The organism is Pseudomonas sp. PS01303 (assembly GCF_029959385.1).
Lineage (GTDB): Bacteria > Pseudomonadota > Gammaproteobacteria > Pseudomonadales > Pseudomonadaceae > Aquipseudomonas > Aquipseudomonas rustica.
The window spans coordinates 45,312-65,151 of the sequence record NZ_JASCPK010000009.1; the positions used below are offsets into that span (position 1 = coordinate 45,312).

Genomic DNA, 19,840 nt, shown 5'->3' on the forward strand with positions numbered 1-19,840 from the left:
CATAAACGCTGCTAATGGCTGCTTGCCGACAAGTGAGTCGCACTGGCCTTCCTGGAGTTTGCAGAGCGTCAGCTGTGGGTCGAAAGCTGCCCTCCGCAGAGAACAGATAGCTGCCACCCATGAATCGCCCCTAGTTTTATAGACACATCCGAGCGGCTGCTCCTGGCCGAAAGCAGTAGTTCCTGAACGTCCGCTTTTGGCCGAAAGCAGTCACTCATCAACGACCGCTTTTGCCACAGAAAATCATCTTGAAACTCGAAATACGCACCCCGTCGATCTTGAAAACTCGCACTACGAATCTGACGGCTTACGCGATAAACGGTACCCCTACCCGGCAATTGCTTGACTCAGATTAATGCACGGCCGAATGCGCATTGACCTGCTCAGGTCGGGCCAACAAACTTTCCTGCTCATTTGAAAAGTTTGAGGTGAGTTCGATGCGCAAATCATTATCGGTTGTTGCATTAAGCCTGTTTGTTTCTCATTACGCCGTCGCCGGTGAAACCACCAACACAGCACTGGGCGGAGGTCTCGGCGGTGCGCTTGGAAGTGTTGTCGGTCAATCGGTCGGGGGAAGCACTGGCGCGTTGATAGGTGCAGGGGTTGGCGGCGCGACCGGGGGTGCAATCAGTGCAAAAAGCGGCAAGAAAACTGAAGCGGCGATTGGCGGCGGTATTGGCGCCGCGGGTGGCCAGGTCGTTGGCGCCAGTCTGGGCGGATCAACAGGTGGCCTGATCGGCGCGGGATTGGGCGGCGCAGCCGGCGGTGCAGTGGGCAATAACCTGGCTGACGATAACGACCATCACTCCGGTCATGACCACAAGCACAAGAATAAACACAGTCACAAACATTGAAACTGAGCGCCTGATCTTCTCCTGCTGGCAGCCTGTCGCGACGCGTCAATAAAATTTGAACCGCTTCAGAACGCACTCGCCTAATGATCAGCTTGTGAGTATTCCCACAGGCAATGTGCCAATACCGGCATGCTCCGAGAGGTGATCAACGTGGCTAAAGACGAGAAGAAAAGCAAAGGTGAAGCTTCCAAGGCCAGCAAGGACTTGAAGGACAAGAAGTCGTCACCGGAAAAGAAATCAGCGGCAGCCTCGGCGCTTTCGAAATCTTCCGATAAGAAAGACAAGAAAAAAGACGCCGAACCGAAAAAAGCCGATAAGAAGGCCGATAAGAAAGCCACCAAAAAAGCTGATAGCAAGCCTGAAAAGGCCAAGAAATCAGAGAAGGCCGACAAACCGTCGAAGAAGAAAAAGTAACCTCTGCTATCGGCTAGGGCGCTACGCCCTAGCCTCTTCCCTTCTTACAAATCTTTTTTGATGTCTGGTGGCAGCGGGCCGAGGAACATTCTCTTCAATCGATCACGACCCAATGCGCGGGTCAGTTCTGAAAAGACGCAATACACGAAGATCAAAGTAATCAGCAGAATCTGCACTGCCCAGAATTGTGGCCAGTTCATCGAAGTCCACAACGTGGCGTTCGCGTCCATGAAGCTGTGTGCCTCTTTCCAGAACTCATACAGCCGCTCCAGATAATGAACGACCAGCGCCACCAGCGCGTACATGAGCGTTTTCCAGGTGACGTTCCAGATCAGCGGCTTTTCCGGAAAGCGATTAATGAACGGCAGCATGTCCGCGACCAGCACGGATTTACCGAGCACCAGCGACGCGATCAGGATTGACGTGGAGACCGGCAGCGAAACGCCTGTGCCCTTCATCATCAGCGTACGGATGAGGGCGACGATGTGCAGAATGATGAAGAAAAATACCGTCGGCGGAATGGCCTTCATGACTTCGTGCTTGATCGTGTGGAGTACGGCTTTCATATCGATCCCCTGAGCGAGTACAGCACAGCGCTTGGTGTTTAATGATCGAACGAGCTTAGTCGAAAATTACGGGTTGCCCTCCCCCTGCGCCTTCCGGGCGTCATAACAGGCTAGCCCCTGCCCGCTCTGCCTTGTCAGAGCAGGCGGGCACGGGATAAGTGACTGCAACGTTTTACTCGGACAACGCTAACCGCAACCGGCTTCGATGGGACAACCCTGCGTGCAAGGTAAATGCAACGATCACCGTAGCGGGCGCGGAAAAGCTGCTGAAGCCGCCGCCGGAAAACATCAACGCAAGACCTAATGCTGTCGCGCCAAACCAGGCCGTCAAGCCTACCGGGTTGAACTCGCCCACCCGATCGAGCGCTGCCACGTCACTGCGTCCGTAGATAATTTGCGCCAACGCCACTCCCACCCAGGCCACGACGAAAATCCCCTGATAGGCCAGCGCCTTGAGGAGGTAGGCAAACACGTCCGCCAGCATCAAGCCGTAGACGATCACCCCCACCGCTACGGCCCACATCAGGTACGAACCGCGAAGGCCAAATCGACCAAAGAACGCCTGCATATTCAACGTCGCCAGGTAGTAATTGGCGGTGTTGATCCGGGTTTGCGTGGCCCAGACAAACAGCAATCCCCACAAGCCCATCAACTGCAAAATCGCCATCACCACCGAGACTTCGTTCAACGCGCCTTCGTGCGGAATGCTGCTGACCAGATAAATGCCTGCCGCGCCGTTGAGCAGAAATGTCACCGCGTAGAACGGCATGCCGAAGTTCCAGCGGCCGTGGTATCTGGCGTCTTCAGGTTTGCCGAAACGCGCATAGTCGAAGGTGAACAGCATCAACACCCAGACGCCCATGTAGGCGACAAAACAATCCCACCAGCCGAATGCATCAGGCGTTGCCGGGCCGAAATCCAGCCATTGCGGCTGGTAGCCATAACGGCTGATGGATAGCCCGACCGCGACCAGCAATCCACCGAGGTACACCGGCAGCAACACGCCGTTGAGCTTGTCCAGCCAGTGCTGCACGCTGCCCAGGATCATCGGCACGCTGTACAGAACCACCGCCAATGCGGCCAGCGGATAGACCAGTTCCGGGTACAGGTGATTGAGCGCAACAGCGATCACCGAACCTTCGAACACCGCGTAATAGATCGCGGTCGAGAAGAAAATCAGCGTCGCCAGGCAAGCTCCGGTGCTGCCGAACAACAACCGTGAAAACAACGCCACCGACAAACCGCTGCGAATCGCATAGCGGCTGAGCACGCTGTTGATCAGGCCATAACTGATCACCGACAGCACCATGCCGATCAGCGCATTGCGCGCACCGAAGGACAACGCCACGGAAGCGCCCACCACGATGTAAAACATCGCACTGCACACCGCCCACCAAGCCATCGTCAGGGACAGTCGACCCATGCGCGCTTCGGCGGGAGCGGGATGATGCGCCGGATCTTGCCCGGTTTGATTCGATTGCGATAAAGCAGCCATGTGCGTGAACTCCAAAACCAGTCGAAGGTTGAAGCGCGGGCAGCCGTCACCGCACCGAAGTGCGGCGTTGGCGTACCGTATGGCATGACCCGCGCTTGACGGCGGGCAGAATCAGGAAGGGAACAGCTTGCTCAGGCAGCTGAGCTTTTTCTTATAGGAACGTCGCGCTTCCAGCGCCTCTTCGAGGGTCACCGCGACAAAGCGGGCCTTCTGGTTGGGTTGCATCTGGCCGATCAGATCGAGGTCGGCGCTGATCACCGTGCCAATCATCGCGTAGCCGCCACCGGACACCGCATCACGGTGCAATACGATGGGTTCGAGCCCGGCAGGCACCTGAATCGAGCCGATCGGGTAGCAACTGTCGACGATGTTCGACGGATCGGAACCGGCGCCGAACGGCTGCTCGCGGGGCTGAAAGCTCAGCGCGCTGCCGCCCTTGTAGCGATAGCCGATGCGGTCGGCTTCCGAACCGACCGTCCACGGCTCGGCAAAAAAGCTCTTCGCCGCCGATTCAGTCAAGCGGTGGTAGTACAAACCGGGCACCACCCGCAGAGTGATTTCGCCACCCAGTGATTGCCGTAACGCCATGGGCAAACTGGCCCCGGCGCGGCTTTTGCCACTGGCAATGCCGACGGGCAATTCGTCACCCGCGATCAGACGTCGCCCCTGAAAACCGCCGAGCGCGCCCAGTGCATAGGTGGAGCGACTGCCGAGTACCACCGGCACATCAATGCCGCCGGCCACCGCCACGTACGCGCGGGCACCCGCCTTGGGAAAGTCAAAGCGCAGCACTTGCCCGGCCTTCACGGTGAAGGCGGTGTCGTGGTGCATTTCCACGCCATCGACCCGGGGCGTCATGTGCGCGCCGCTGACCGCCACCAGTGCGTCCTGTCGAAACTCCAGCTCGGGCCCGAGCAGCGTGCATTCCAGTGCCGCCAAACCGGGTGAGTTGCCGACCAATTGGTTGGCCACACTCAAGGCGTACTGATCAAGCGCGCCGGACGGCGGAATGCCCAAATGGTAATAACCTTCGCGGCCCAAGTCTTGTACCGAAGTGGCGAGGCCGGGTTTGAGAACCTTGATCATGCCAATACCTCCTGCAGCGACTTGGGATAGCCAACGGGGTCGGCGAGGAACGCGTCCAGCGAAAATTCCACCGGCCGAATCCGCAGATCAAAGCTTCCGGCGTCCACTTCTGCCACCGCGGAGTCGTAGGCTTCTCGATCCATCGGCTTGAATTGCACGATGTCGCCTGGACGGAAAAACACCATGTGTTCTTTCAGGTACGCGAGGTGTTGTAGCGGGTCGTAGATCGGCGCGGGGGTGACGCCAAACATCTGATAACCGCCGGCGCCGCGCACCGAATAAATGCAACCAAAGCAACCGCCGTGGCCCAGGGTCAATTTCGGTGTATCGGTGCGCGGGCGCAGATACTTGGGCACCTGCAACTGACGCTCACGCTCGACCATCTGAAACATGAAGGGCAGCCCGGCAACGAAGCCGACCATCGAGACAAACCACGGCGCGCCGCTGTGGGCCGCGATGAAGGCATCGACGTCGGCCAGTCCGTTGATGCGGGCAGCGTATTCAAGATCCGTGGCGCTCGGGTCTTGATGACGGTCGCGAAAACGCATCAGGGTTTCGTGAGTCCAGGGATCGTTGTAGAGCACCGGAATCTCGATAATCCGCGTCTGCAATGTGCGCTCGGCGACAGCTCCGGCCTCGGCGATTTTTACCGCTTCGAGCAAGGTGTGAGGGGCGATGCGATCCGGGTCGAAACGAATCTGGAATGACGCGTTAGCCAGGCAGATATCGAGCACGCCATCCAGCGCCAGCCGTTCCACAGCGCGGGTGACGGCCAGACCTTTGAAGAACGCGTCCAGAGACATGCTGTCACTGACTTCGGCAAACAAATGCTCATCGGCGCCAAAGCTGTATCGGATGGGCGTACTCATGCTTCACCTCCGCTGCGGCGCTCGGCCAGCCAGGTTTCCAGGGTGCCGGTGTGAAAGTCGGCGCTGTGCAGCCACGGTTGCTCGAGCAATTCAGCGTGCAACGCCAAGGTGTTGGCCATGCCGGTGAGCGTGGTGTTCGCTACCGCCACTTGCGCGCGGGCCAGCGCTTCGGCGCGATCGGCACCATGAACAATCAGTTTGGCCAGCAGCGAGTCATAGTACGGCGGCACCCGGTAGCCTTGATACAGATGCGTATCGACGCGAATGCCCTCGCCGCTCGGCCAGATCAGTTCTTCGACCAGACCTGGACTCGGGAAAAAATCCCGCGCCGGATCTTCAGCGTTCAAGCGCATTTGCAGGGCGGCGCCGTTGAGTCGGATGTCGCTTTGCTGGAAACCCAGCGGCTCGCCGCCAGCGATGCGTAACATGGCTTGAACCAGATCGATACCGGTGATCAGTTCGCTGACCGGGTGCTCGACCTGAATCCGCGTATTCATCTCGATAAAGAAGAACTCGCCAGTGACGTCGTCATACAGGTATTCCAGCGTGCCGGCGCCCTTGTAGCCCAACGATTCGGTCAGACGCACAGCGCTTTCGCAGAGGGTGTCCCGTTGCTGTTGGTTGAGGACTGGCGACGGCGCTTCTTCGAAGATTTTCTGCCGCCGACGTTGCAGCGAGCACTCGCGCTCAAACAAATGCACGGCGTGCTGACCGTCGCCCAATACCTGCACTTCAATGTGCCGGGCCCGGTTGATAAACCGCTCCAGATACACCGCGCCATTGCCAAACGCCGCTTGGGCTTCGCGCTGGGAGCGGGGAAATTCTTCGCTCAGTTGCTCGGCGTTTTCCGCCAGACGAATACCGCGCCCGCCCCCACCGGCCGACGCTTTGATCAATAACGGGTAACCCACGGACTCAGCAGCCTTGAGTGCCGACTCGACGTCAAACAGTTCACCCGGCGAACCCGGCACCACCGGTACGCCAGCGGCTTGTGCGGTACGCCGCGCCTCGGCTTTATCGCCCATGCGCCGGATCGTCTGCGCGCTTGGGCCGACGAAAATGGCGCCAGCCGCCACCACCGCTTCGGCGAAATCGGCGTTCTCTGAAAGGAAGCCGTAGCCGGGATGCACGGCATTGGCGCCCGTGGCTTTCAGGGCGCCGAGCAAGGCCTCGACGTTGAGATAACTTTTATCGGCACGGGCCGGGCCAAGAATGTGGATCTCATCGGCCATGCGCGCGGCCTGGGAATCGACGTCCGCCTCGCTGCACGCAGCAACGGTGGGAATGCCCAGTTCTTTGGCGGCGCGGATAATCCGCACGGCGATTTCGCCACGATTGGCGACCAACAGTTTATGAATGGTTTGAGTCATGATCGCGCCCTCACTCGTCGTCGAGTGTTGCGACGACTTGACCCGGTTCCACCGGATCACCGTCTTCTACCAAAAAGGCACTGAGGCGACCAGCCGTCCCGGCGGTCAGTTCGGAGAACTGCTTCATGACCTCGATCAGGCCAATGACCGTGTCAGCGCTGACCTGTGCGCCGACCTCGACGAAGTTCGCCGATTCCGGGGTGGCTTTGCGGTAGAAGGTTCCCGGCAACGGGGTGATGACTGTGTGTTCGGCCATGTCTGTTCCTTTTGGAATAGTTGTAGAAAGGCAGGCAAAAAGTGAATCGTTGGGCAAACCCTCGCGTCTCTGTGCGAGGTGTTTGCGTCAGGTCTCAGCGCGGTGCGCGAACCGTTATGCCCGCGCCATCCAGCGCGCGACGCGTGGCTTCGACCAACGCCAGAGCACCCGGCGTGTCGCTGTGCAAACAGATGGAATCAAACTCAATGGCGAGGTCTTCGCCCTCGACAGTGCGCACCACGCCTTGCTGGCAAGCACGCAGCACGCGTTCGGAGACGTGGGCCGGGTCGTAAGCCCGCACGTTGCGGGTGAACACGATGGAGCCACTGAGGTCGTATTCGCGGTCGGCGTAGAACTCGCGAATCACTGGTTGGCCGAGCTCTGTGGCAACCCGCCAGATCACCGAATCGGGCATGCAATACAACAGCAATTCCGGCTCCAGACGCTGGAGATTTTCCACCAGCAAACGGGCGGCCTCCTCGTCCCGCGCCAAGTGCATGTAGAGCGCGCCGTGGGGTTTGATGTGCTGGAGGGCCACGCCTTGAACCCGGGCGAGTTCACGCAGGGCGCCCAACTGATAGAGCATGTCGTCGACCAGTTCCTGGGCCGGCGCGTTGATGTGCCGACGGCCAAAACCGACCAGGTCGCGAAACCCCGGATGCGCACCGATGGCTACGCCCAGACGCTTGGCCTGCTCGACGGTGCGGCGCATGATTGAAGGGTCGCCGGCATGAAAACCGGTGGCGATGTTGGCCGAACTGATAAAGCCCATCAGCTCATTATCGACACCATCGCCGATGGTCCACGGGCCAAACCCTTCGCCCATGTCAGAGTTGAAATCTACTGCCTGCATAACACCTGCTCCCGACGCTTGTGACTTCATGCAGGTCAAGTTAGATTTCCGCTACCCCCTTGGGAAGATCTATTAATAGATAGGGTATCTTCTGAAAAACAGATACCCCGTCACTCGGAGTACCCATGTCACTGACCCTGCGCCAAGTCCGTTATTTCGTCGCCACCGCCGAGATCGGGCAAATTTCCCAAGCCGCGATTCATTTGAATATTTCCCAGTCGGCCGTGACGACGGCGATCAAAGAACTGGAAAGCATCCTCGGCACGCTGTTGTTCCAGCGCTCGGCCCAAGGCATGAGCCTGACCGACGCCGGTCGGCACTTTTTGAATCGGGCTTACGTGATTTTGCGCAGCGTCGATGACGCATTGAACAGCCCGTTGCCGGACATCCGCGCCAGCGGTGTATTGCGCCTGGCGGCGAGTTACACGGTGATCGGATACTTCCTGCCACACCATCTGCAACGGCTTGAGCACTGGCATCCAGACGTGGCCATCGAAGTCCACGAACAGGAGCGGCAAGCAATCGAACAAGGCTTGCTGGAAGGTCGTTTTGACATGGCCGTGGTGCTCACCGCCAACCTCACCCACCCGGACATCGTCTCGGAAATACTCTTCAACTCCGAACGCCGGTTATGGCTGCCCAGCCACCATCCGCTGTGCGAACGCTCGGCAGTCAGCCTCGCCGACGTTGCGAAAGAACCCTACATTCTGCTGACCGTCGACGAAGCTGAACATAGCGCCAAGCGCTACTGGGAACAGGCACATCAGCAACCCAACGTGCGAGTGCGCACCAGTTCAGTCGAAGCGGTGCGCAGCATGGTCGCCAATGGCAGCGGCGTGGCAATCCTCTCGGATTTGGTACACCGCCCCTGGTCACTGGAAGGCAAACGCATTGAAACCCTGACCGTCACCGACAAAGTAACGCCGATGAGTGTCGGGTTGGCCTGGCATCGCGAACGCGAATTCAGCCCGGCGATGCAGGCGTTTCGTAACTATTTCCACGATGCATTTCTGGCGCCGCAACAGCTGTCTGCGCGACGGTGACAGCAGTGAAAAAAGTGGCTCACAAGGTCGCGTTATATCGACCTTTGGCCAAACGCTTTTGCCAATCGCCGCCCTGAGCGTTTTCGCACTCCTGCTCAGAATCAAAGCGAACATTGCGATCTGTCAGTTTCAGCTCAATACCCGCTTCATCCAGCGCAATAGCCGTCAGTGCGAAGATCCGTGCTTTTGCGTCAACCTCGGCGAGCTTTCTGTCGGCCAGGGTTTCGAACACCCAAATCACTTTCAGTGTTTCAGCCAGCGCGGTCAGGTCAGCCGTGTGGGTGAGCCAGCTGAAGCCTTTGATTTCACTTTTTGCTGTTTCGCACGCTTCGGTCAGCGTGGTGATCAGCCGGCGCTCGATGCGCGCCATTTCACGTTTTCCTGCGGGCATTGCAAGTTCCTTGGCAGATCATTAAAGGGGCGTAGGCGCACTCTGGCATTTTCGGCTGAACACCGCCATCCAGACCAACCCTGCTAATCTCTCCTCCATGAAAATCGCCATCATTTCCGACACTCACGGCCTCCTGCGCCCCGAAGCGTTAACCGCAATCGAAGGCGTCGAACTGATCCTCCACGGCGGCGACATCGGCAGCGCTGACATCCTCAGCCAACTGGCGCAAATCGCCCCGGTTCACGCCGTGCGCGGCAACAACGACTTGAACCTGCCTTGGGCCACCGACCTCCCCGACCACCTCACCCTCAACCTCAACGGCTGGCCAACTCTGCTCACCCACGACATCGCCGATGTTCCCGCTCTGCTCGATAGCCACACCCGAATCATCATCACCGGCCACTCGCACAAACCCTTGATCGAATGGCGCGGCGATCGGCTGTATTTGAATCCGGGCAGCGCCGGGCGGCGGCGTTTCAAATTACCGGTCACCCTCGCGCTGCTGGAAATAGGGTCTGACGCGCTTGATCCACAACTCCTCCACCTTCTGCCCTGAAAATTTTGTGCTTCGGCGCGTCATCAAAAAATCTCATCGAACATCGCATTGACATATCGATAAATCTCGATATCCTCGGCGCATGGACTTACTCGAAATATTCAAAGCGCTCTCAAACCCTACCCGCCTTCAAATCCTGAAGGGGCTCAAGGATCCCGTGAAGAACTTCCCCGCGCAGGACGAGGGCGACGTTCACACGGTTGGGGTCTGCGTCAGCAGCATTCAAGAAGGCATCGGGCTGTCTCAGTCAACGGTGTCGGGTTATCTGGCGACTCTGCAACGTGTGGGCCTGGTCGAAGTCAGGCGCATTGGTCAGTGGACGTACTACAAACGCAATGAAGCAACCATCAGTGTTCTGGCCGAGATCATAGGAAAAGAGCTGTAGATTTTTTTACCGCGCAATATCGAGATATCTCGATATCCCTTTTTATAGATATGAGGAAACACCATGAAAGCGATGTTGCTGAAAGCCTTCGGAGGCCCTGACGCGTTCGAGCTGCACGACGTGCCCAAACCCTTGCCGCAGGCGGGCCAAGTGCTGGTTCGAGTCCACGCGACTTCCATCAATCCTTTGGATTACCAGATCCGCCGTGGCGATTATCCCGATCTGGTATCGCTGCCGAGCATTACCGGCCACGACGTCTCAGGCGTTGTCGAAGCGGTCGGGCCCGGGGTAACGGCGTTTACTCCAGGGGACGAGGTTTGGTACACCCCGCAGATATTCGACGGTGCGGGCAGCTACGCCGAGTACCACGTCGCCGCCGAAACCATCATCGGCAAGAAACCGCCTTCGTTGAGCCATCTCGAGGCGGCAAGTCTGACGCTGGTGGGCGGCACGGCATGGGAGGCATTGGTCACCCGGGCGGCGTTGCGAGTCGGCGAAAGTATCCTCGTGCACGGCGGCGCTGGCGGCGTCGGGCATGTGGCCATCCAAATGGCAAAAGCGATGGGCGCCAGAGTGTTCACTACCGTGCGTGAAACCAATGTCGAGTTCGCTCGGAGCCTGGGTGCAGACACGGTCATTGACTACGAAAAAGAGGACTACGTTGACGTCATCCTTCGCGAAACGGCTGGCCACGGGGTCGATGTGGTGTTCGACACCATCGGCGGCAACACGCTGTCGCGCAGCCCGGACGCACTCGCGCAACTGGGTCGCATCGTGACGATTGTCGACATCGCCCAACCGCAAAACCTCGTTCAGGCCTGGGGCAAGAACGCCAGTATCCACTTCGTGTTCACTCGCCAAAACCGCGGCAAGCTGGATGAGCTGAGCGCACTGGTCGCACGCGGACAGCTGCGCCCACACGTTGGCGCGGTCTTTTCACTCGCCGACCTGCCCCTCGCTCACAAATTGCTTGAGACGCCCAACAACGGTGTTCAAGGAAAGATCGTGATCGACGTCAGGCCCTCGATCGTCACGCCAGTGTGAACTTCAAATCGTTTCAATCCTTCCCGAGGAACATCGCATGATTTATGAGATCGCTGTACTTCCCATACACCAACAACACATTGAAAGGTTCAGAACGGCGTTTGCCGAGGTCGCGCCGTTGCTCATACGTGCCAAGGGCTACAAGGGCCACGTGCTCGCGCAAGGGATCGAAACCGCTGACGTTTTCAATCTGATCGTGAAATGGCAATCACTTGAGGATCACACGCCAGGCTTCGAAGCGAGTGAAGACCATCGGCTGTTCATGCAGGGTCTGGAAGATTACTTTTCCGCAGAACCCACGGTTTACCATCTCGAAGGGCCTGAGATGTCTTAGCGGTCGCTTATCATGCTGACAGTGAGTCGCTGCAGAAGCGGCCACTGTCAGCTCGATTCAGGCCATCACCTGCTGCACCGCAAGGCCTCACACGGCACACCCGCCCTCGTCGGCAAGTGGGCCGCCCTGAAACTTTTTCCCCTCGACCGGCCCGATCACCTAACCTCTTAGACTGTGTGTTCATCGAGAGTCGGTCTGTCCCATGCGCAACACGTTGAAGTCGTTGTTTCTCATCGCATTCATGCTGCTCACCGCCGGCAGTCCATCACTGTGGGCCGCCGATCTGCCAGCACCTGCCGCGACCGCCGCCGCGCCGCTTCCGGTCATTTCGCAAAGTGATCTGCAAGCCCTGCAACAACGCCTCGATGGCCTCAAACAGCAAATCTCCGCCGCGAACAATTACAACCAGCTCGAAGGCCCACAGGATCGGGTGCAGGCGTTCATTCTGGACGTCGATAAATTGTCGGCGGCGTTGTTACCGCAACAGGCGCAACTGACGGTGCAACTGGGCGTTTTGGGCGCAGCGCCGGACACCGAGATCGCCGCCGAGCAAGCGGATATCGTCGCCCAGCGAGCGACGCTGACGGAGCAAAAAAACAAAGTCGACGGCACGCTGAAAAGTCTGGCGGCGCTGAAGCAAAGTGCGGCGGATCTGATCACGCAGATCGCCGGCATCCGCCGCACATTGCTTGAAAGCGAGTTGACGCTCGGCACCCTGAGTGTGCTGAACCCGGACTTCTGGGCACCGCTGGTCAATCCTTCGCGGGATGATCGGCAGCGTTTCAGTTTTTTCGTTGATCAAGTTTCTGACACCTGGGCGACGGTGTGGGCGCCGGGGCGGTATTTTTATACGCTGGTGTTGCTCGCGCTGGCACTGGTGGTGTGGACGTTCGGCCGTCGTCTGGCCGAGCGCGGGCTGACCTGGGTTTGCATCCACCGCATGCCGGAAGGTCGTTTGCGTCGAAGTGCATTGGCGTTTGCGTCGGCGCTGGCGACGATTGCGACCACCGCCCTCGCCTTGCATGTGCTGTATTACGCGCTCACCCGTCACGCGCCGCTGACGCCGGTGTTGTCGACGTTTTCCGAGGAATTCGAGAAGGCTGTGTACGCCTGCGTGCTGATTACCGGACTGAGCCGTGCGCTGTTGTCGATCGATCATCCATCGTGGCGGTTGCCGGCCATTCATGATCAGGTCGCGCAGGCACTGAAGCGCTTCCCACGCATCCTTTCCGGCACATTGCTGGTGCTGGTGACGCTGGTGCAGGTGTGCAACGCCACCGGCATGAGCAGTCAGATTGTTCTGACCGGGCGCGGCGTGACATCGATTGTGGTCATGGTGATTGTGGTGACACTGCTGCTGCGCGTCGGCAAGGTGCGCAAAGCGTTGGTCGCCGCCAATGACACGCAAGCGAACAGTACGTTTGCCGGGGTGATGTACACCATCACCAGTATTTCGATGTTCGTCTCGGCGATTGCGCTGCTCACCGGTTACGTGTCCCTGGCCCGTTTCATCACCTATGAAGTGGTCTGGGCCTACATTGTGCTGTCGGGCTTTTACTTGCTGATTCAGGTGATCAAGGACGGCTGCGAATACGCGTTCTCGCCCAAGCATGCGAGCGGCAAGGCGCTCAAACAGTTACTGGGAATAGGCGATCGGCGCCTTGATCAAATCTCGATTCTATTGTCCGGTTTCAGCCGTGCAGCGCTGTTGCTGCTGGCAGTGATCGCCTTGTTTGTCGGTGGCATCGGCACCACGCTCGGGCAGTTGGCGACCAACATCATGGCGATCCTCGGCGGTGCCGGGTTGCGCAAGTTCAACATCGTACCTTCGCATTTGCTTAACGCGGTACTCGCGCTGTTGATCGGTATCTGGCTGATCCGCGCCCTGAGTCGTTGGCTCGACAATGAATTCCTGCCCAAGACCGACATGGATCCGGGGATGTGCGCGTCACTGAGCACGCTGTTTTCCAACATCGGTTACGCGTTCGTGATTCTGCTGACGCTGTCGTCGTTGGGCGTGCAGTGGACGAACCTGGCGTGGATCGTCAGTGCGTTGTCGGTGGGCATCGGTTTTGGTTTGCAGGAGATCGTGAAGAACTTTGTTTCCGGTCTGATTCTGCTGACCGAGCGGCCGGTGAAGGTGGGCGATTTGATCAGCATCAGCGGCGTCGAGGGTGATATCCGCCGGATCAACGTGCGCGCCACCGAAATTCAGCTCAGCGATCGCTCGATTGTGATCGTGCCGAACTCGCAGTTGATCTCACAGAATCTGCGCAACGTCACGCTGGGCGGCAGCGCTCAGGGTGTCGCGTCGCTGGAGTTGGTGTTTCCGCTGGATATCGATCCTGAAGCAGTGAAGGATCTGCTGCTGAACACGTACCACGAGAACGAAACCATCCTCGAAAAACCGGCGTCGTTTGTGCGCTTCAGCAAGTTGTCGCCGGACGGGATTACGCTGACGGTGACCGGTTATGTCGGCAGCCCGAGGATTGTCGGGGTGACCAAGAGTGATCTTTTGTTCGAGATTCTCAAACGGCTGGGAGCGGCCGGCATTGCCTTGGCATCGCCCCCACCCTGATGCCCCTGTAGGAGCTGCGGAACGCTGCGATCTTTTGATCTTGTCTTGTAAAAAAAACACGACCAAAAGATCGCAGCCTCGTTTCACTCGACAGCTCCTACAGGCTTTCGGATCGTTCGTTGCGCAGCGACCCAAGGGTTATTCCTGAAGCGCCTATCAGCCTGCTTTTTAGGTCTTTATTGGTGATGAAACGGCGACCTTATACTCGCCGGGTTCGCCCAATCATCAATAAGGATGTTCCATGCCTCAACGTCTTTTACTGGCGGCACTGTTCGTCGCAGTCGCCGGTTGCGCCAGCCCTCCTCCTGCTTCCGTTCACACCCACGATCCCGCCAGTTCAACCCTGCAAGGCGATGCCTCACGGCCGGCGCAGGCGCAGTGGTTGCGCACTGAGTTGTACTTCTCTGTGGGATCGATCGATCGCAAGGAAGGCGCGGTCAGCCCGGCGCGCTGGCGCGAGTTTCTCGACAAAGAAGTGACGCCGCGGTTTCCCGATGGGTTCACGGTGCTTGATGCTTACGGGCAGTGGAGTGATAAAGGCGCGAAGGAGCCGGAGCGTTTGAGCACTAAAGTCATTGTGATTTTGCATGAGAACAGTGCGAAACGTGGCAGCGATATCGAGGCGATTCGGTTGGCGTATAAGCGTATTACCGGGGATTTGTCGGTGCTGCGGTTGTCGCAGCCGGCGGAGGTGTCGTTTTAAGAGCCCCTCACCCTAGCCCTCTCCCCGAGGGGAGAGGGAACTGATTTGGGGATATTTGAGAGGTACGCCGACTTGGACTTGCTTTGGCGAATCCATAATCGACTGGGTTTTTCAAGGTCGATTGAGGCACAGCTTAAGAGCCCCTCACCCTAGCCCTCTCCCCGAGGGAGAGGGAACTGATTGGGGGATATTTGAGGGGTTCGCCGACTTGGACGTGCTTTGGCGAATCCAGCATCGACTCGGTCTGCTGAACATGCCTTACAAAATCCATAATCGCCTCGGTTTTTCAGGTCGATGTATCACTCAAGACAACTCGGTCGGCCCCCTCTCCCTTTGGGAGAGGGCTGGGGTGAGGGTTTGCCGTTAAGCGACTCAACCCGGCCAAAACCACCGCGCCAACCAAAAGAACACCAATCCCCAAAAACGCTCCATACCCAACCACCGTCACGCTGGAATACAGCATGTACAGGCACAACCCAAAAAACAGCAACGGCAACAGCGGATACAACGGCACCCGCACCGGCCTCGGCACGTGCGGAAACCGCCGCCGCAATATGATCAACGCGACACTGCTCAAACTCAAAAACAACCAATACACCGGGGTCAGGTACTCGACCATGGTGTTAAACCCGCTCTGGGTAAAACTGCCGAACATCACCAGCAACAGCGCCACCGCGCCCTCCGCCAGCAACGCTTTGCGCGGCACCCCATGGCGATCATCCCAATCACCAAAACTGCGCAACTGCGGTACATCGCGAGCAGCGGCGTAGGTAGTCCGCGCGCCGACCAACAACGTCGAATTGATCGTGGCGATCGCCGCAATCCCCACCATCAGCAAAATCAGCATGACCCCGGGCGCGCCAAAAGCGCGGTTGAGCAGTTCAACCGCCGGCGCATTGCTCGCCGCCAATCCGGCAAATCCCAGCCCCTGAACAAACGCCCAATTCAGCGCCAGATAGATAATCATCAACACCGTCAGCGCGCCGATCATGGCGATGAAAATTCCCCGCCGACCATCGCGCACTTCCGCCGATAACGTCGCCGCATCACTCCAGCCGCCGAACGCCAGAAACACAAAAATCATCGCCGCCGAAAACCCGGCCATACCGGTATTTTCCGGCAATACCGCCGAGCTTGGCACCGGCGGTTCAACCCCTTGCCAAGCCAGAAAAACACCCGCGCTGGCGATGCTCAAAAAGCCTAACGCGAGCAAGCCAACCAGCAATGTCTGCGTGATGAAACCGATGTGCTTGCCCGTCAGATTCAGCAGCACCAACGCCGCGATCACCGCCCCGGCAAACAGCCCCGATCCATACTGTCCCAACGGCACCACCGCATTCACGTAATCGGCAAACATAAACGCCGACAACGCAATCCACCCGGTGTGCATCACCGAAAACCGCGACCACGCGAACAGAAACCCCATGCGCTCGCCATACGCCGTGCGCAGAAAATGGTAATCGCCGCCGGGATGCGGAAACGCCGTGGCCATTTCCGCAAAGCACAGCGCGCCGATCATCGACGCCACGCCGCCAAGCACCCACACCAGGTAGAAGTGCTCGGGCCCGACATTGAGCGCCACGGTCGGCGCGGTTTTCAGGATGTCGGTGGTGATCACCATGCCCAGCGTAATCAGCAGCGCCTGGAACACCGGCAGATGCCGCCCCGGCCCGGCGTTAGAAACCATACGTGGCGCGAGCGTAGTAGTAAGCGCCGTTGGTGCCGATTGGTGAGAGCACGTCGTACGGCAAGTTGCCGCCGTAGTTGATCGCCGAGCCGGAGCGTTCCGGGTAGTTGTCGGTGAGGTTATTGCCACCGACGGCGATGTTGAATTTCGGGGTGAATTTGTAGGCGACTTCAGCGTCCAGTTGCCACACCGCACCGTAGGTCTGCTCCGGTTGCGAATCACCGAAATCGAACACACGAGTGGTCTCGCCCTGACGTGTCAGGCGTCCGAGCAAGCCCCAATGTTCGCTGGCCCAGTTGGCGGAAAAGATGAAGCGATCCTTCGGCGCGGCGTCGGTCAAGGTGTTGGTTTCTTCAACGCCGACCAGCGCGTCATTGCCGATGCCCAGCGCGGTCAATTGCGACGGCGTGCCTTTGGTGCTGGTGACTTTGGTGTGGTTGTAGGTGTACGCGGTGGTCAGGCCGAGTTGCCCTTCGTAGAACGGCTGATGATAGTTGAGCACCAGTTCGGCGCCGTGGGTGCTGGTGTCGGCGGCGTTGGTGAAGAAGTTGACGTCATGTATGCCGGCCACGCCGAAGTTGTCATTGATGTAATTTTCCAGCGCATCGCTGCCAATGCGTTGTGACAGGGTGATGCGGTCTTTGACGTCGATGCGGAACACGTCCAGCGACGCATCGAAGCGTTCGTTCAACTGGAACGTCAGGCCAAGGCTGAAGTTTTTCGAGGTTTCCGGATCAAGTTTTTCTGCGCCCAATGCGCGGGCAATCGGATCGTTGACGGAGAGCACGCGAATGTCGGTCAGCGTGCCGCCGTCGCCGAAGTTGCTGGTGGTGTTCTGGAAACCGCTCTGCGCAAGAGACGGCGCGCGGAAGTTGTTCGACACTGCGCCGCGCACCGCCCACTGCTCGGTGAGTTTGTAGCGGCCACTGAGTTTGCCGGTGAGTTTGCTGCCGGCGTCGTCGTAATGCTCCCAGCGCGTGGCGGCGTCGACGAAGAAACGGTCGGTGAGATCGCCGGACAACTCGGCGTAAGTGCCGAACACATTGCGATCCAGATCCGACTCTTCGCTCGGGCGCAGTCCATTGGCGCCATCGGCTCCGGAGCCGACATAGGAAGCCGCGTCACCGGCGTAAGTCAGGTAGTTTTCGTAGCGGTATTCGCCGCCGACGGCCAACACAAATGAGCGTTCGCCGAGGCGCAGTTCGCGAGTGAAATCGAGGTTGGTCGTGGTCTGGCGCAACTCGTAATCGCCGGTATCGAACTCGGTGGGAGAGTCTTCACCGAGACTGACGTTGAGGGTGCGTCGGGTCGATCCATCGAAGCGATTGCGGCCATGGGTGACGCTGCTGTCGAAGTCCCAGTCGTCGCCGATCATGCCTTTGAAACCGGCGGTGGCCGAGACGTCCTTGTTGTCGCCAAGCGATTGCGGCAGGTAGCCGTTGGGATAGAACTGCGGCTGCTCGTACGGGTAGCGATAGAATTCGGCGCCGGTGGTGTGGCGCTGGTTGTAGGTGCCGAAGCTGTATGCCTTGCCGCCGGCCAGCGGCAGTTCGCTGTTGAACCACAGGTTGACGTCGCGGGCGATGCCGTCGCCCATCACGTAGTTGCGCTGGTTGGGGATGTCGTCGAAGCCGTCGAAACCGGCGCGATTGGTCGGGTTGCGATCCTTGTACTCGGTGCCGCCGCGAATGAAGCCGCCCTCCTCGCCGAGGCGCGTGCCGATCTTCGCGGTGGTCACGCTGTTCTGGCCGTCGGTGGTGGTTTTGCCGATCGCGTCCTGATGGGTGTGATAGGCGCCGTAGCTCGTCGTCACTTCGCCGCCCTCGGGGGCGTCGTCGAGGATGATGTTGATCACCCCGGCAATCGCATCGGAGCCGTACTGCGCACCGGCGCCGTCACGCAGCACTTCGATGCGTTTGATCGCGCTGATCGGGATTGAGTTGAAATCCACCGGCGCCGTGCCGCGACCGATTTTTGAGGAGTCGTTGACCACCGCCGAAGTGTGCCGGCGTTTACCGTTGACCAGCACCAAAACCTGATCCGGGCTCATGCCGCGCAGTTGAGCGGCGCGTACATGGTCGGCACCGCCGGAGTTGGACTGGCGCGGCAGGCTGAACGATGGCAACAGCGTCTGCAACGCTGCGCCCAATTCGCCATCCGCCGCGCCGGCGGCTTTCAGGTCATCGGCGGTGAGCACATCGACCGGCACTGGCGAATCCAGCACGGTGCGCGATGTGCCGCGTGTGCCGGTGACCAGTACGGTATCGAGTTTGGCCTCATCGTCAGCTTGCGCGGGAAGTTGCCAGATGGACGTGAGCACAGCAGCAGCGAGTAATGAACGCGAACGGTAATACATGCAACAGCTCCTTGAATCGCAGCTAATACCCGGCCCTGCCAACCATAAGTCGTCGGCAATCAGTGCACGGCAATGTCTGCTGTAGTTTTATAAAACAGGAAGGCAGCGAAGGCTGTTAGATCGGAAAGTGCAAATAGAACGCAGGATCCCCAAAAGTAAGCTTTTCCCCTTGGAGGCCGATGCTAGACGAGCGGAGAGCTGTGGCAAAAGAACCAATAACGCTTAGGTTATATCGGCTTGGCGGAGTGTGCTTAGAGCAACATAAGTGTTGCCCAGGCAACACTAAATCCAACTAACAACAACTAACCTACCGAAACCTTGTAGGAGCAGAGCTTGCTCGCGAAGAGGCCATTCCTGACAACATAATCTTTGGATGAACCACCGCTTTCGCGAGCAAGCTTTGCTCCTACAGATTTAAAGGTGGCGGGCTACTAATCGCTCGGGGTTTGCCGAAAACTCACTGCCAGGCGATTCCAGCTGTTGATCGTGGTCACGGCCATGGTCAGGTCGACCAGTTCCGCTTCGTTAAACTGCTCGCGCGCCTGCTGATACACGTCATCCGGCACATGGCTCTCGGCCAACAACGTAACCGCCTCCGCCCAGGCCAGTGCCGCGCGTTCTCGAGGATTGAAAAACCCGCTGTCACGCCACACTGCAATCGCATACAAACGCCGGTCACTCTCCCCCGCACGCCGGGCTTCGACCGAATGCATATCCGTGCAAAACGCACAGCCGTTAAGTTGCGAGGCGCGGATCTTGATCAGTTGCAGCAACGGCTGTTCGATGCTCAAGTTGCTAGTCAGCGCCTCCATGGCAATCATCGCTTTCATCGCTTTGGGTGAAGCGCTGTAGTAATCCAGACGCGGGGACATGGCTTGATCTCGGCAGCCGCAATAAAGACTTCAAAGTAAGCGCCGAGAGACTAGGGTTACAGCCCCAATTCCACGGAAAAGTGCTACACCAATAGCGGGCTCAACACAAACTCCTTGTAGGAGCTGCC

General features: G+C 58.7%; 20 protein-coding genes. 9 read left to right on the forward strand and 11 right to left on the reverse strand.

The genetic code is table 11. From position 1 onward, the window contains the following. Positions 1–437: 437 nt before the first annotated feature. Positions 438–854: a glycine zipper domain-containing protein gene (locus QMX93_RS05755; protein WP_282353473.1), complete on the forward strand. Its 417-nt coding sequence runs from the start codon at positions 438–440 to the stop codon at positions 852–854. Positions 855–995: 141 nt separating this feature from the next. After that, a complete protein-coding gene (locus tag QMX93_RS05760; protein WP_212549357.1) occupies positions 996–1,268 on the forward strand; it encodes a hypothetical protein in 273 nt (90 codons plus the stop codon). Positions 1,269–1,312: 44 nt separating this feature from the next. On the opposite strand, the gene QMX93_RS05765 is transcribed toward QMX93_RS05760, so the two are convergent. The 7 genes from QMX93_RS05765 to QMX93_RS05795 form a co-directional block, all read right to left on the reverse strand. Continuing rightward, entirely contained in the window at positions 1,313–1,834 is a 522-nt protein-coding gene (locus QMX93_RS05765; RefSeq protein WP_282353475.1) for a hypothetical protein, read from the reverse strand. Positions 1,835–2,006: 172 nt separating this feature from the next. Next, positions 2,007–3,329, reverse strand: a complete 1,323-nt coding sequence (locus tag QMX93_RS05770; protein WP_282353479.1) for an allantoin permease — start codon at positions 3,327–3,329, stop codon at positions 2,007–2,009. 111 nt (positions 3,330–3,440) lie between these two features. Further along, on the reverse strand, positions 3,441–4,415 hold the full coding sequence (locus QMX93_RS05775) for a biotin-dependent carboxyltransferase family protein (protein WP_282353481.1): 975 nt from the start codon (positions 4,413–4,415) through the stop codon (positions 3,441–3,443). Then, positions 4,412–5,284, reverse strand: coding sequence for an allophanate hydrolase subunit 1 (locus QMX93_RS05780; protein WP_159811449.1), 873 nt, complete (start codon positions 5,282–5,284; stop codon positions 4,412–4,414). Before QMX93_RS05780 ends, QMX93_RS05775 begins: the two co-directional genes overlap by 4 nt. Further along, positions 5,281–6,654: an acetyl-CoA carboxylase biotin carboxylase subunit gene (locus tag QMX93_RS05785; protein ID WP_282353486.1), complete on the reverse strand. Its 1,374-nt coding sequence runs from the start codon at positions 6,652–6,654 to the stop codon at positions 5,281–5,283. The genes QMX93_RS05780 and QMX93_RS05785 overlap by 4 nt, the downstream gene beginning before the upstream one ends. Before the next feature lie 10 nt (positions 6,655–6,664). Continuing rightward, a complete protein-coding gene (locus QMX93_RS05790; protein ID WP_095079351.1) occupies positions 6,665–6,910 on the reverse strand; it encodes an acetyl-CoA carboxylase in 246 nt (81 codons plus the stop codon). A 94-nt stretch (positions 6,911–7,004) separates the two neighbouring features. After that, positions 7,005–7,763 carry a 5-oxoprolinase subunit PxpA gene (locus QMX93_RS05795; protein WP_282353495.1) on the reverse strand — a complete coding sequence of 253 codons (759 nt, stop codon included), beginning with the start codon at positions 7,761–7,763 and terminating at the stop codon, positions 7,005–7,007. A gap of 125 nt (positions 7,764–7,888) precedes the next feature. Here QMX93_RS05795 and QMX93_RS05800 point away from each other — a divergent pair, with 125 nt between their 5' ends. Then, positions 7,889–8,806 (forward strand): LysR family transcriptional regulator, encoded by a 918-nt coding sequence (locus tag QMX93_RS05800; RefSeq protein WP_212546070.1) that lies wholly within the window; start codon positions 7,889–7,891, stop codon positions 8,804–8,806. A gap of 19 nt (positions 8,807–8,825) precedes the next feature. On the opposite strand, the gene QMX93_RS05805 is transcribed toward QMX93_RS05800, so the two are convergent. Next, on the reverse strand, positions 8,826–9,197 hold the full coding sequence (locus QMX93_RS05805; protein WP_282353498.1) for a hypothetical protein: 372 nt from the start codon (positions 9,195–9,197) through the stop codon (positions 8,826–8,828). A 97-nt stretch (positions 9,198–9,294) separates the two neighbouring features. Here QMX93_RS05805 and QMX93_RS05810 point away from each other — a divergent pair, with 97 nt between their 5' ends. From QMX93_RS05810 to QMX93_RS05835, 6 genes are all read left to right on the forward strand, one after another. Next, positions 9,295–9,753, forward strand: coding sequence for a metallophosphoesterase family protein (locus tag QMX93_RS05810; RefSeq protein WP_282353500.1), 459 nt, complete (start codon positions 9,295–9,297; stop codon positions 9,751–9,753). 82 nt (positions 9,754–9,835) lie between these two features. Further along, a complete protein-coding gene (locus QMX93_RS05815; protein WP_053119590.1) occupies positions 9,836–10,138 on the forward strand; it encodes a metalloregulator ArsR/SmtB family transcription factor in 303 nt (100 codons plus the stop codon). Between the two features lie 63 nt (positions 10,139–10,201). Continuing rightward, positions 10,202–11,182 (forward strand): zinc-dependent alcohol dehydrogenase family protein, encoded by a 981-nt coding sequence (locus QMX93_RS05820; protein WP_282353503.1) that lies wholly within the window; start codon positions 10,202–10,204, stop codon positions 11,180–11,182. Positions 11,183–11,219: 37 nt separating this feature from the next. Further along, on the forward strand, positions 11,220–11,516 hold the full coding sequence (locus QMX93_RS05825; RefSeq protein ID WP_282353504.1) for an antibiotic biosynthesis monooxygenase: 297 nt from the start codon (positions 11,220–11,222) through the stop codon (positions 11,514–11,516). 202 nt (positions 11,517–11,718) lie between these two features. Then, positions 11,719–14,094 carry a DUF3772 domain-containing protein gene (locus QMX93_RS05830; RefSeq protein WP_282353505.1) on the forward strand — a complete coding sequence of 792 codons (2,376 nt, stop codon included), beginning with the start codon at positions 11,719–11,721 and terminating at the stop codon, positions 14,092–14,094. Between the two features lie 241 nt (positions 14,095–14,335). Then, entirely contained in the window at positions 14,336–14,797 is a 462-nt protein-coding gene (locus tag QMX93_RS05835; RefSeq protein ID WP_159811458.1) for a DUF3574 domain-containing protein, read from the forward strand. 286 nt (positions 14,798–15,083) lie between these two features. Here the strand turns inward: QMX93_RS05835 and QMX93_RS05840 are convergent, their stop codons facing one another. The 3 genes from QMX93_RS05840 to QMX93_RS05850 form a co-directional block, all read right to left on the reverse strand. After that, entirely contained in the window at positions 15,084–16,484 is a 1,401-nt protein-coding gene (locus QMX93_RS05840; RefSeq protein WP_282353506.1) for an APC family permease, read from the reverse strand. Beyond that, positions 16,474–18,840, reverse strand: coding sequence for a TonB-dependent receptor (locus QMX93_RS05845; protein ID WP_053121115.1), 2,367 nt, complete (start codon positions 18,838–18,840; stop codon positions 16,474–16,476). Before QMX93_RS05845 ends, QMX93_RS05840 begins: the two co-directional genes overlap by 11 nt. A gap of 431 nt (positions 18,841–19,271) precedes the next feature. Further along, on the reverse strand, positions 19,272–19,712 hold the full coding sequence (locus QMX93_RS05850; protein ID WP_159811461.1) for a carboxymuconolactone decarboxylase family protein: 441 nt from the start codon (positions 19,710–19,712) through the stop codon (positions 19,272–19,274). Positions 19,713–19,840: the final 128 nt, after the last annotated feature.

What these genes read in the sequence shown, in the direction of transcription:
- QMX93_RS05835 (WP_159811458.1), top strand. Translation starts at nt 14,336, where the DNA reads ATGCCTCAACGTCTTTTACTGGCGGCACTGTTCGTCGCAGTCGCCGGT.
- QMX93_RS05805 (WP_282353498.1), bottom strand. Translation starts at nt 9,197, where the DNA reads ATGCCCGCAGGAAAACGTGAAATGGCGCGCATCGAGCGCCGGCTGATC.
- QMX93_RS05755 (WP_282353473.1), top strand. Translation starts at nt 438, where the DNA reads ATGCGCAAATCATTATCGGTTGTTGCATTAAGCCTGTTTGTTTCTCAT.
- QMX93_RS05815 (WP_053119590.1), top strand. Translation starts at nt 9,836, where the DNA reads ATGGACTTACTCGAAATATTCAAAGCGCTCTCAAACCCTACCCGCCTT.
- QMX93_RS05840 (WP_282353506.1), bottom strand. Translation starts at nt 16,484, where the DNA reads ATGGTTTCTAACGCCGGGCCGGGGCGGCATCTGCCGGTGTTCCAGGCG.
- QMX93_RS05775 (WP_282353481.1), bottom strand. Translation starts at nt 4,415, where the DNA reads ATGATCAAGGTTCTCAAACCCGGCCTCGCCACTTCGGTACAAGACTTG.
- QMX93_RS05770 (WP_282353479.1), bottom strand. Translation starts at nt 3,329, where the DNA reads ATGGCTGCTTTATCGCAATCGAATCAAACCGGGCAAGATCCGGCGCAT.
- QMX93_RS05810 (WP_282353500.1), top strand. Translation starts at nt 9,295, where the DNA reads ATGAAAATCGCCATCATTTCCGACACTCACGGCCTCCTGCGCCCCGAA.
- QMX93_RS05780 (WP_159811449.1), bottom strand. Translation starts at nt 5,284, where the DNA reads ATGAGTACGCCCATCCGATACAGCTTTGGCGCCGATGAGCATTTGTTT.
- QMX93_RS05830 (WP_282353505.1), top strand. Translation starts at nt 11,719, where the DNA reads ATGCGCAACACGTTGAAGTCGTTGTTTCTCATCGCATTCATGCTGCTC.
- QMX93_RS05785 (WP_282353486.1), bottom strand. Translation starts at nt 6,654, where the DNA reads ATGACTCAAACCATTCATAAACTGTTGGTCGCCAATCGTGGCGAAATC.
- QMX93_RS05820 (WP_282353503.1), top strand. Translation starts at nt 10,202, where the DNA reads ATGAAAGCGATGTTGCTGAAAGCCTTCGGAGGCCCTGACGCGTTCGAG.
- QMX93_RS05850 (WP_159811461.1), bottom strand. Translation starts at nt 19,712, where the DNA reads ATGTCCCCGCGTCTGGATTACTACAGCGCTTCACCCAAAGCGATGAAA.
- QMX93_RS05765 (WP_282353475.1), bottom strand. Translation starts at nt 1,834, where the DNA reads ATGAAAGCCGTACTCCACACGATCAAGCACGAAGTCATGAAGGCCATT.
- QMX93_RS05825 (WP_282353504.1), top strand. Translation starts at nt 11,220, where the DNA reads ATGATTTATGAGATCGCTGTACTTCCCATACACCAACAACACATTGAA.
- QMX93_RS05790 (WP_095079351.1), bottom strand. Translation starts at nt 6,910, where the DNA reads ATGGCCGAACACACAGTCATCACCCCGTTGCCGGGAACCTTCTACCGC.
- QMX93_RS05795 (WP_282353495.1), bottom strand. Translation starts at nt 7,763, where the DNA reads ATGCAGGCAGTAGATTTCAACTCTGACATGGGCGAAGGGTTTGGCCCG.
- QMX93_RS05845 (WP_053121115.1), bottom strand. Translation starts at nt 18,840, where the DNA reads ATGTATTACCGTTCGCGTTCATTACTCGCTGCTGCTGTGCTCACGTCC.
- QMX93_RS05800 (WP_212546070.1), top strand. Translation starts at nt 7,889, where the DNA reads ATGTCACTGACCCTGCGCCAAGTCCGTTATTTCGTCGCCACCGCCGAG.